Annotated in this window: 11 protein-coding genes; 8 read left to right on the forward strand and 3 right to left on the reverse strand. The window is 34.7% G+C overall.

The genetic code is table 11. The features are described 5' to 3' along the window. Positions 1-10 precede the first annotated feature (10 nt). Positions 11-2,464, forward strand: a complete 2,454-nt coding sequence (gene priA, locus AC000W_RS09135; protein WP_474747746.1) for a replication restart helicase PriA — start codon at positions 11-13, stop codon at positions 2,462-2,464. Here the strand turns inward: priA and AC000W_RS09140 are convergent, their stop codons facing one another. Further along, the gene (locus AC000W_RS09140; RefSeq protein WP_474747747.1) at positions 2,465-3,157 is read right to left on the reverse strand and encodes a LytR/AlgR family response regulator transcription factor; all 693 of its coding nucleotides are present in this window, start codon (positions 3,155-3,157) and stop codon (positions 2,465-2,467) included. A 246-nt stretch (positions 3,158-3,403) separates the two neighbouring features. Between AC000W_RS09140 and rpsF the strand changes: the two genes are divergently transcribed. The 6 genes from rpsF to hisS all read left to right on the forward strand — a co-directional run bounded on the left by rpsF (position 3,404) and on the right by hisS (position 9,762). Then, on the forward strand, positions 3,404-3,742 hold the full coding sequence (gene rpsF / locus AC000W_RS09145; protein ID WP_474747749.1) for a 30S ribosomal protein S6: 339 nt from the start codon (positions 3,404-3,406) through the stop codon (positions 3,740-3,742). 5 nt (positions 3,743-3,747) lie between these two features. Continuing rightward, positions 3,748-4,044 carry a 30S ribosomal protein S18 gene (rpsR, locus tag AC000W_RS09150; protein WP_167964528.1) on the forward strand — a complete coding sequence of 99 codons (297 nt, stop codon included), beginning with the start codon at positions 3,748-3,750 and terminating at the stop codon, positions 4,042-4,044. An 11-nt stretch (positions 4,045-4,055) separates the two neighbouring features. Then, the gene (gene rplI, locus AC000W_RS09155) at positions 4,056-4,508 is read left to right on the forward strand and encodes a 50S ribosomal protein L9 (RefSeq protein WP_474747751.1); all 453 of its coding nucleotides are present in this window, start codon (positions 4,056-4,058) and stop codon (positions 4,506-4,508) included. Between the two features lie 179 nt (positions 4,509-4,687). Then, entirely contained in the window at positions 4,688-7,789 is a 3,102-nt protein-coding gene (locus AC000W_RS09160; protein ID WP_474747752.1) for a TonB-dependent receptor, read from the forward strand. Positions 7,790-7,849: 60 nt separating this feature from the next. After that, entirely contained in the window at positions 7,850-8,320 is a 471-nt protein-coding gene (locus AC000W_RS09165; RefSeq protein ID WP_474747753.1) for a DUF6495 family protein, read from the forward strand. Positions 8,321-8,385: 65 nt separating this feature from the next. Continuing rightward, positions 8,386-9,762, forward strand: coding sequence for a histidine--tRNA ligase (gene hisS / locus AC000W_RS09170; RefSeq protein WP_474747755.1), 1,377 nt, complete (start codon positions 8,386-8,388; stop codon positions 9,760-9,762). Between the two features lie 58 nt (positions 9,763-9,820). Here hisS and AC000W_RS09175 read toward each other — a convergent pair whose 3' ends face one another. Next, positions 9,821-10,369, reverse strand: coding sequence for an NUDIX hydrolase (locus tag AC000W_RS09175; protein ID WP_474747756.1), 549 nt, complete (start codon positions 10,367-10,369; stop codon positions 9,821-9,823). A 100-nt stretch (positions 10,370-10,469) separates the two neighbouring features. Continuing rightward, positions 10,470-11,558, reverse strand: coding sequence for a M42 family metallopeptidase (locus AC000W_RS09180; RefSeq protein WP_474747758.1), 1,089 nt, complete (start codon positions 11,556-11,558; stop codon positions 10,470-10,472). Between the two features lie 103 nt (positions 11,559-11,661). Here AC000W_RS09180 and AC000W_RS09185 point away from each other — a divergent pair. Continuing rightward, positions 11,662-11,964 (forward strand): DUF4294 domain-containing protein (locus AC000W_RS09185; protein ID WP_474747759.1); only part of this gene is annotated, 303 nt, incomplete at its 3' end.

Raw genomic sequence — 11,964 nt, forward strand, 5'->3', positions numbered from 1 at the left:
ATGAAGAAGTATGCAGTGTTTTGTAAATGTAATTTTACCCATACCCCTAGAGAAGCTCTTCACTTATAGCATTTCTCAATCAGAAGCAAATTTCTTAAAACCTGGAATGCGGGTGGCCGTTCCCTTTGGAAAATCTAAAATATATACTGCCTTGGTATATAATGTGCATAATACACCACCTACTGTTTATGAAGCCAAGGATATCCATCAGATTTTGGATGAAAAACCTGTTGTAAACAAGATTCAGTTAAAACTTTGGGAATGGATGGCACAATATTATATGTGTACTACTGGAGAGGTTTTTAGGAGTGCTGTTCCAAGCGCATTTTTATTGGAAAGTGAAACCTTGATTTTGAAAAATGAAATTGATTTCTTTGATGAAACTGATTTAAAAGATGATGAGTTTTTGGTGTTTGAAGCTCTACAACATCAATCCATATTAAAAGTTCATGAAGTAGCATCTATTATTGAACGAAAAAATGTGATGCCAGTTCTACAACGGTTATTGCAAAGAGGAGTCATCAATCTAAAAGAAGAAATATACGAGCAATACAGACCCAAATTACTTAGGTATGTAAAACTGGGTGTAGAACATCAATCTGAAGATGCCTTGGAAAACTTATTGAATTCATTGACAAGGGCTCCAAAACAGAGTCAAGTACTTCTTTCTCTTTTTCAATTAGAAGCAACTTATAAAAAACCAATAAAGGTAGATGATTTGGAAGTTGAAAGTGGCGGTTCCAAAGCTGTAATTAAAGCTTTGATTGATAAAGGAATACTGGAAGAGTACTTTATTAAAACGGATAGGATTAATTACATTGGGAACAAAGAAAAACCATCAGTTTTTCTAAATGAACATCAAGATAAAGCGCTTATAGACATCCAAAAGAGTTTTGATAATAATAAAGTCACACTCTTGCACGGTGTAACTTCTTCAGGAAAAACAGAAGTTTATATTAAATTGATAGAAGGGGTAATGGAAAAAGGGAAGCAAGTTTTATACTTGTTGCCAGAAATTGCTCTTACAACTCAGCTCATTGGTAGATTACAAAATTATTTTGGAGAAAAAGTGTCAGTTTTTCATTCCAAATATAACATTCAAGAAAGAGTAGAGGTATGGAATAATGTATTGGAAAATAAAGACAAAGCCCAAATAATAATTGGTGCCCGTTCTGCCATGTTTTTGCCATTTTCCAATTTAGGATTGGTCATTGTGGATGAGGAACATGAAGCTTCCTTTAAGCAATACGACCCAGCTCCAAGGTATCATGCAAGGGATACGGCCATTGTGTTAGCCAATATGCACCAAAGCAATATAGTCTTGGGTTCTGCAACTCCAAGTATGGAGAGTTTTTATAATGTAAAAACTGGAAAATATGGTTATACAGAAATTAAAAGAAGGTATGGTGATGTTTTAATGCCAGAAATGGAATTAGTTGATATAAAAGAGCAAACCAAGAAAAAGCGCATGAAAGGTCATTTTTCTGAACGTTTGCTAGAAGAAATCACTAATGTTCTTGATGAAAAGAAACAGGTTATTCTGTTTCAAAATAGAAGAGGATATGCGCCAATTTTAGAGTGCACAACTTGTGGGCACTCTCCACAATGCCCCAATTGTGATGTAAGTTTAACCTATCATCAGCATAGAAATCAATTGCGTTGTCATTATTGTGGGCATCATATTGCATTGCAGACAAGTTGTATGGCCTGTAGTTCGCCCACATTGAATACTAAAGGTTTTGGTACAGAACAGATAGAAGAAGAATTAAATAAATTGTTTCCAGATGCCAAAGTTGCTAGAATGGATCTAGATACTACAAGAGGGAAACATGGTTATGAAAAAATTATAACCTCATTTGAGCAACAAGAATTAGACATTTTGGTTGGGACACAAATGTTGACAAAGGGATTAGATTTTAGAAATGTGGACTTAGTTGGTATTATGAATGCTGATACCTTGCTCAATTTTCCAGATTTTAGGGCTCATGAGCGTAGTTTTCAATTATTGACACAGGTGGCCGGTAGGGCAGGACGTACCCAAAAAAGAGGAAAAGTTTTAATACAAAGTTATAATCCGTACCATCAAATACTAAAGCAGGTTACTACCAATGATTTTGAAACTATGTTCAATGAGCAGTTATATGAGCGAGAACAGTATAAATATCCTCCAATAAATAGAATTATTAAAATAACCCTTAAGGATAAAGATTATAATAAATTGAATGATGCTTCGGAGTGGTTTGCTAAATCTTTAAGGAGTATATATAGAAATAATGTTTTGGGCCCAGAATACCCACCGGTAGCAAGAATCCGAAATCAATATTTAAAAAATATCATTGTTAAGATTCCAAAAGAGCTATCGGTTGTAAAAACAAAAAATAGCATTAAAAGAGTTGAAAAATCTTTTAATGCTATTTCCCAGTATAAAAGTATTCGTATTATCTACAACGTAGACTATATTTAATTAGACGTTGCTAAGGGCTTCTGCTAGCTCAGTCTTTTTATTTCTACTTAATGGTATTTGTCTACCGCTAACTTCAACATTTTTACTGTTGAACTTTTCAATTTTTTCTAAGTTTACAATATATGACTTATGTATTCTTAAGAATTTTTCAGCAGGTAATTGTTGTTCAAAGGATTTCATTGTGGAAAGAATTACAATATTGGCTTCATCTGTAACCAATTTAATATAATCTCCCAATGCTTCAATCCATTTAATATCATTAAGGATAACTTTTCTTTTCTTCAAGTTACTCTTTACAAAGATATGCTCTTCGTCTTCGTTAACTTGGTTCATTTGCTCATACTTGGCAACAGCTCTTTTAACAGAAGCGTCAAAGCGTGCCAAAGTAATAGGTTTGTGCAAGTAATCAGTAACATCATAATCAAATGCTCTTAGAGCATAATCTGGCTTTCCAGTGATTAAGATTACTTGTGGTGGGTTTTCTAATGACTCCAAAAGGTCAAATCCAGTAATAATAGGCATTTCAACATCAAGAAAAATTAAATCTATCTCATTGTTTTTAATACCGTTCTTAGCCTCAATGGCATTACTGTATTCGGCTACCAAAGCCAAGTTAGGGTGGTTGTTTACCAACTTTGCAACTGCCATACGCTGCATTGATGAATCGTCTACGATTATACTTCTTAATTTCATAAATGGGGTGATTTGTGGGGTTAAATCATCGGCAAATTACTAAAAAAACACGCTTAACTGCAACAAAAGATGTAAACATGGTATTATTTGTTGTGTACGTGGTAAAATGCATGATTAAAGTTTAGGTTAAGTTTGATTTTGTTAAGATTGTTAATAACTCTTTCAGCTAATAACGAAGATTTTTGCGTTTTCTTGTAAAAGGGATAAATAATTATTACTTTTGCCACCCTAAAAATATAAATCAATATGAATCATTACGAAACTGTTTTCATTTTAAATCCCGTTCTTTCTGATACTCAGATAGAGGAAACAGTTAAGAAATTTGAAGATTTCTTAATTAAGAATGGTGCCAAGATGGTATCCAAAGAAAATTGGGGCCTAAAAAAATTGGCATATCCCATACAGCACAAGAAAAGCGGTTTTTACCACTTGTTTGAATTTACTTCTTCTGGAGAAACTATTGCTCCGTATGAGCTAGAGTTTAGAAGAGATGAAAGGATTATGCGGTTTTTAACCGTTAAATTGGATAAGCATGCCGTTTCATGGGCAGAGAGAAGAAGAACAAAGTTAAAAGCTAAAGCGTAAGGAGTATGTCAACTATAGAGCAAACTGCAAAAGGAAAAAAAGATGGGGAAATTAGATATTTAACCCCATTGAACATTGAGACCAATACACAAAAGAAGTATTGTCGTTTTAAAAAATCTGGTATTAAGTATGTGGATTATAAAGATCCAGATTTTTTAATGAAATTGGTTAATGAGCAAGGAAAACTGTTGCCAAGAAGGTTAACAGGTACTTCATTAAAATATCAGAGAAAAGTGGCAACCGCTGTTAAAAGAGCCCGTCACTTAGCATTAATGCCTTATGTAGGTGATTTACTAAAATAATAAAGCTAATCATGGAACTTATATTAAAAGAAGACGTACAAAACTTAGGTTTTAAAGATGATGTGGTCAATGTAAAGAATGGTTACGGTAGAAACTTTCTTATACCACAAGGATTGGCTGCAATGGCAACACCTTCTGCAAAAAAGGTATTGGCAGAAAATTTAAAACAAAAAGCTCATAAAGAAGAGAAAATTGTTAAGGCTGCCAATAAGACTGAGGAAGCATTAAAACAATTAGAAGTAAAAATTACAGCCAAAACAGGAGCTGGAGACAAATTATTCGGATCTGTCACAAATATGGATTTGGCTGATGCTTTGGGTAAAGAAGGTCACGAAATAGATAAAAAGTTTATATCTATTAGAGGTGGCTCTATAAAGAGAACTGGACCTTACGTTGCAAATATTAGATTGCATAGAGAGGTTATAGTTGAGTTTCCTTTTGAGGTTATTGCAGAAGCAAAGTAGATTATTACCATATATAACATTAAAAAGAGCTGTATAATTACAGCTCTTTTTTTATGGTTTAAAGTTGTTAAAAGGATGTTCACATTTTAGGTTAATAACTGTATGTAGCTATGCGTGCATAATTCTTTTTTTTACTCTAAGTTTGCGATAGTTTAATACGTACATAACCAAATTATATCATGAAAAAAGTATTGTTTTTGGGAGCAGTTATGATTTTGTTTATCACATCTGTTTCCGCTCAAGTAACCACTTCCAATATTAGGGGAGCGGTGGTAGATGATCAAGACCTTCCTTTGCTGGGAGCTAATATTGTTGCGGTGCATACTCCTACTGGAACAAAATACGGAACCATTTCTAATGAGGATGGTAGATTTAATCTATTAAATTTAAGGGTTGGTGGGCCGTACGAAGTTACTATTTCATATGTTGGGTTTACAAGTCAAACTAGAAATGATGTCTTTCTTACTTTAGGTAAAACCTTTAATATAAATACAAAGTTGGCATCCGAAAGCCAAGCTTTGGATGAGGTTGTGGTAGTTGCTGACCAAAGTGGGACTTTTGGAAGTGACAGAACTGGTGCTGAGACTAGTGTTGGTAGAAGGGAGCTAACAAAATTACCATCTATTTCTAGATCAGCTCAAGATTTTACAAGACTGGAACCTACTGCTAGTGGAAATTCTTTTGGTGGTAGAAATGATCAATTTAACAACTTCTCTTTGGACGGAGCCATATTTAATAACCCTTTTGGACTAGATGCTCCAACACCAGGTGGACAAACAGGAGCACAACCAATTTCACTTGATGCTTTGGATCAAATACAAATAAGTACAGCGCCGTATGATGTTACTCAATCTGGTTTTACAGGAGCAACAGTAAATGCTGTAACTAAAAGTGGAACCAATGAATTCCATGGAACTGTTTACGGATTTTTCAGAAATGAAGATTTAACAGGAGGAAAGATTAAAGGAGAAACAGTTACTAAGCCTAAACTATCGCAAAGTCAATATGGAGTTAGTGTTGGAGGACCAATTATTAAAAACAAACTGTTCTTTTTCGCAAATTTTGAAAAAGATGAAAGAGATGATTTAGGAACAAATGGATTTGTTCCTAATACTGGTTCTGGAGCAATTAATGAATCTAGAGTTTTAGAAAGTGATTTAATTGATGTTAGAAATGGCTTACTAGGTGTTGGCTATAATCCAGGTGCTTATGAAGGGTTTACTCATAATTCTAATTCTACTAAAGGAATTTTTAAATTGGATTGGAACATAAATGACAATAACCGTTTGGCTGTTATTTACAACTTCTTGGATGCTTCCAAAGATAAACCTGCGCATCCAACGGCAATTGCTTTTAGAGGACCAAGTTTAAATACCTTACAGTTCCAAAATTCTGGCTATCAAATCAATAATAAATTGAAATCGATTCAATTAGAATTGAATTCTACACTGTCTGATAATGCTGTAAACAAGCTTCAGGTCGGGTATACACATTTTGATGATTTTAGAAACCCATTTTCAGTACCTGCTCCATCTATTAATATTACAAAAGATGGTTCTAATTATATAATTGCAGGACATGAGCCATTTTCAGTAAACAATAGGCTTGATCAAAAAGTATTTCAATTTTCAAATAACTTAAATTTTTATAAGGGAAGCCACACTTATACAGTTGGAGTTTCTTTTGAAAAATTTCAGTTTGACAATTCATTTAATTTAACAGCGTATGGATTTGATTTATTTGGAAGTGTTGATATTGCTGATTTTGATGCAAATAATTATGCAGCAGCTATAGCCAATGCACAAAGTGTATTTAACACCAATAATGCACTACCAGGTGGTAAAGATGGAGGATGGACATTACCAGAAACCAATGTAGGACAAATGGCATTTTATTTACAAGATGAGTGGAGTGCTTCTGAAAAATTTAAATTGACATATGGAGTTCGTTTTGACAAGCCTTTGTTTTTTGATTCGGCTGTAAAGGCACAAGAAGTTATAGATAGAGGGTTTGTTTTAGGTGACATTCCTTATTATAATCCAAATACGGGAGAATCAGTTTTGATTGATAACACACAGATGCCAAATAACGATTGGCTAATTTCACCCAGAGTTGGATTTAATTATGATGCTAATGGTGACAATACACTTCAAATTAGAGGAGGTTCTGGCTTGTTTACAGGTCGTTTTCCTTTTGTTTGGCTAGGGAACCAAATTGGCAGTCCAGATGTATTCTTTTTACAAGCAGTAGACCCAGATTATAAGTTTCCACAAGTATGGAGAACAAACATTGGAGTTGATAAAGCTTTTGAGGACGGTTTAGTTTTAACTGCAGATGTATCTTATACAAAGGATACAAATGGCCCTCATGTTCAAAACTGGGGATTGTTCTCTCCAACAGGAACTTTGCAAGGAGTAGATAACAGGCCAATATATGCACCAGCAGATATAATTGGTGGCGCTGGGGAAGGACCATTTGTGTTTACCAATTCTGATCAAGGAAGAATTATTAATGCATCTCTAAAAGCACAAAAAACTTTTGAAGGCGGTTTGTACACCATGTTAGCCTATAGTCATTTAAATGCTAAAGATGTAAATTCCATTGAAGCAGAGATTACAAGTGACGCTTTTGCAGGAAATCCAGCTGTTGGGAATGTAAATAATGATGTTTTAGGATTCTCTAAGTATGGTGACAAACATAGATTTATTGGTGTTGCAAGTAAAGAATGGACATATGGAAACGACAAATGGTCGTCAACTATATCAACTTTCTTTGAATATGCTCAGGGAGGACGTTTTAATTATACATATGGTGGAGACATTAATGCAGATGGCTCTGGAATAAATGACTTATTATATGTGCCAACATCTAGCGAAATAGGGCAAATGAACTTTTCTGGCGCTGGACAGGGTGCTGCTTTTGATGCTTTTATTAGTCAAGATAAATATTTAAGTGATAGACGAGGGCAATATGTAGAGCGTTATGCAGCTATAGCCCCTTGGAGAGGAAAATGGGATATGAAATTTATTCAAGAGCTCAAAATAGGAGAGGACAATGCCGTACAGTTTAGTATAGATGTATTGAACATTGGCAATCTTATTAACTCCAATTGGGGGCTAACACAGCTTCCAAATAGTGTGCAACCAGTGGGGGTTAGTGTGGATGCAAATACAAATATTCCTACATATACATTTGATGGTACCTTGACCGAAACTTTTGGATATGATTCAAGCTTATTATCTAGATGGCAAGCGCAATTTGGATTACGCTATATTTTCTAATAAAAAGAATTAATATTTAAAAGGCTGTGCTACTTGTACAGCCTTTTTTATTTTTGCTAAATGAAATTTACAAGACTAAGTAAAGAGCAGTTGGAGGAACTGCACCAAGAGTTCATTAATTTTTTGGCGACACAATCCATAACGGCTGATGAATGGACTAAAATAAAAACAGATAGACCAGAAGTTGCAGAAGAAGAACTAGATGTTTTTAGTGATTTAATTTGGGAAGGAGTATTGACCAAGGTTTCCTATTTGGAAAACATATCTGCTCAGCAAATGCATTTGTTTCATTTGACCGATAAGGAAATGAAATTAATTTCTGTAAAAGTGCTAAATCCAAATATTGATTTACAAACAGAAATAGGCTTTAGTTGGTTTAAGAAAAATTTCCAAGGAGATTATGTAGAGTACTTAACAGCTTCAAAAGCATATACAGAAGATAAGAATCTGGACAAATTCAATTTAATAAAACAAGGCGCTGTTATTACTAAAGGAGAGCTCTATCGTTGGTTTGATGACATGATTGAGTAATTTATCATCACTCCTAAGTAGGCAAGAAACCACAATCTCATATATTTGCAGTAGAACAAAATTTAATGGCACAGAAACCAACCATACCCAAAGGAACAAGGGATTTTTCCCCAACAGAGGTAAACAAGCGAAACTATATTTTTGATATTATAAAAAAGCATTTCAAAACTTTTGGTTTTCAACCCATTGAAACCCCTTCGTTTGAAAATTCTGAGACCCTAATGGGAAAGTATGGTGATGAAGGAGACAGACTTATTTTTAAGATTCTTAATTCAGGAGATTTTATTAGCAAAGTAGATGATGTTACCTACAGTTCTAAAAGTTCAAAATCCCTAACTCCAAAAATTTCGGAAAAAGCATTGCGCTATGACCTTACGGTTCCTTTTGCTAGGTACGTGGTTATGCATCAAAATGAATTGGATTTCCCATTTAAAAGGTATCAAATTCAACCTGTATGGCGAGCAGATAGACCCCAAAAAGGAAGGTTTAGAGAGTTTTTTCAATGTGATGCTGATGTTGTTGGAGCAAATTCTTTACTGCAAGAAGTTGAACTAATTCAATTGTATGATGCTGTTTTTACAGATTTAGGGTTAAAAGGCACCTCCATTAAACTAAACAACAGGAAGATACTTTCTGGGATAGCAGAAGTAATTGGAGCCAAGCATTTGTTGGTAGCTTTTACCGTTGCCTTGGATAAGCTGGATAAAATAGGGGAAGAAGGCGTAAAGAACGAAATGCTAGAAAAAGGTATTTCTGAAGCAGCTATTGGGAAAGTTTCGCCATTGTTTACATTGTCAGGTACTAACTCAGAGCAATTGGAGCAACTTCGAATGTTATTGAAAGATTCCGAAGAAGGTAGTAAGGGAATAGAGGAGTTGAGTTATATCATTAATTCTATTGATGCATTGGGATTGCAATCTGCTAACTTAACTATTGATGTGACTTTAGCTCGTGGTCTAAATTACTACACAGGCGCAATTTTTGAAGTGTCTGCACCAGATGGAGTAAGTATGGGCTCCATTGGTGGTGGTGGTCGTTACGATGACCTTACCGGTGTTTTCGGACTCAAAGATGTGAGCGGCGTTGGAATTTCATTTGGGTTAGATCGTATTTATTTGGTCTTGGAAGAATTAAATCTGTTTCCAGAAGCCATAGATCAATCTTTACAAGTACTATGTGTTAATTTTGGAGAGAAAGAAGCTCTAGCTGCCTTAAGATTAGTTAGTCAGCTTAGAAAAGCTGGTATTAAAGCAGATCTATACCCGTCTTCAGCTAAAATGCAAAAGCAGATGAAATATGCTAACAACAGAAAAGTACCTTTTGTAATACTTATTGGAGAACAAGAACTAGAGGATAATTCCTTTGTAGTGAAAAACATGGTAAATGGCACACAGGAAACCTACGGCATAGACATGGTTGATAGTTTTATCAATAAATTATAAAGTGTCATTATCAACTTGCTGAAAAAGAGGTGTTGCTGTCTCACAATTTTTGAGAAACCTATAAACATGCTTTAATAGCTTTAATTATTGTTTTATAGTATTCCACGTTATGTGGTACGTACTTTTTTAAATTGGCCATTCCCCAAGTTTCTTCGGCAAATGTGGTAAGGGGAATCAAATCCAGAGCCTCAACTTCACTATCTTGTTTTACTAGGTCGCTTGGCGTAGTTTTAAGCTCACATAGAAAAGTATGATGGAATTCACAGTCAATTAAAGTATCATGATGTTTTTGAACGCTTTTAAAGACACCAATCTTATGTAAATCGGTTTCTTTGATTGTTAGCCCAATTTCTTCTTCAACCTCTCGGATTGCTGAAACCAGAATATCTTCCCCAGCTCCAATATGCCCGGCCACAGAAACATCCCAAAGTAGAGGAAAAGTATCTTTGTCTTTTCCTCTTTGTTGAATTAATATTCTTCCATTTTTTGTATAAAACCAAACATGAATCGTAGGATGAAAAATACCTTCTTGGTGCGCTTTAGATTTCATAATGGTTTCTCCCATTGGGTTGCCATCAGCATCCAAAACATCAATAAGTTCATCCATAGTAATTGTTGTTGCTAATAAAACAGTTTGTCAGTTTGAGTACGGCAAAACTAATCATATATAAATTTCGACAGTACACGAACAGACATTAGTAAACCTTCTAATCAAAGTAACTAAAAGTTTCCCCTTCTTTTATAGTAAGTAACGTTTCATAAATTAAACGAATCACATTTTCTACATCATCCTTATGAACTGTTTCTACAGTGGTGTGCATATAACGTAGAGGCAGTGAAATCAAAGCGGAAGCAACACCACCATTACTATAGGCAAAGGCATCAGTGTCAGTTCCTGTAGAACGAGAAGCTGCCATGCGTTGGAAAGGTATTTTTTTAGCTTCAGCAGTTTCAATAATACGCTCTCTTAATTTGTTTTGTACAGCGGGCGCATAAGAAATAACTGGACCAGCACCGATCTCGGTATGTCCTTGCACCTTTTTCTCAATCATTGGGGTAGTAGTATCATGGCATACATCTGTAACAATAGCCACATTGGGCTTTATAGTATGTGTAATCATTTCTGCCCCACGTAATCCTATTTCTTCCTGTACGGCATTGGTTATATAAAGCCCAAAAGGTAATTTTACTTTGTTCTCATGTAGCAATCTAGCAACTTCTGCAATCATAAACCCCCCGGCTCTATTGTCAATAGCTCTACAGACAAACTTATCTTTATTTAAAATCTGAAATTCATCAGGGTAGGTGATTACACAGCCAACATGTACACCTAATTTTTCTACTTCGGCCTTGTCTTTGGCACCAATATCAATCGTTATGTTGTCAATTTTTGGTGGCTCTTCTTTTGCTTTGTTCCTTGTATGGATGGCCGGCCATCCAAATATTCCTTTTACAATACCATTTTTAGTGTGAATGTTTACCCACTTAGAAGGAGCTATCTGGTGGTCACTTCCTCCGTTGCGTATCACATGGATAAGACCATTGTCTGTAATATAATTTACATACCAAGAAATTTCATCTGCATGCCCCTCAATAACTACCTTGTATTTTGCATCAGGATTTATAACGCCAACGGCACTTCCATAAGTATCAGTTATAAAAGTGTCAACATAAGGTTTTAGATAATCCATCCATAATTTTTGCCCATTCCACTCATAACCAGTAGGGGCTGCATTATTCAAATATTTTTCAAAAAAGTCAAGGGATTTCTTTGTAATGATTTTCTTTGCGCTCATTAAAGTGTGTTTTACTACAAACTTAGGAATATTCACTTTTATTTAATAATATCATCTGATGTTTATCGTTAATTTTGGAAGGATTTTTGTTTACTATAGATTGATGAAAAAGAGTTTTCTTGTTTTATTGCTTGGATTAATGGGAACAATAGGATGGTCGCAGACTGAAGACCAACCTTTGGACTCCATTGCTAAAGAGTATATCCTTATTGAGGGGGATTCTATTTTTCAAAGCTCTATCTCTCTGGATGAAGTATATATTTTTGGGAAGCTAAAATTTGATAATAAGCAAGATAAACTTAGATATTATATTTTAAGACGTAAAACTATTAAAGTGTATCCGTACGCTAAACTAGCCTCTGAGCGTTTAGTTGAATTGAATGATAGCTTAGGAAAAATCACATCC

This window comes from Saonia sp., from assembly GCF_056326165.1.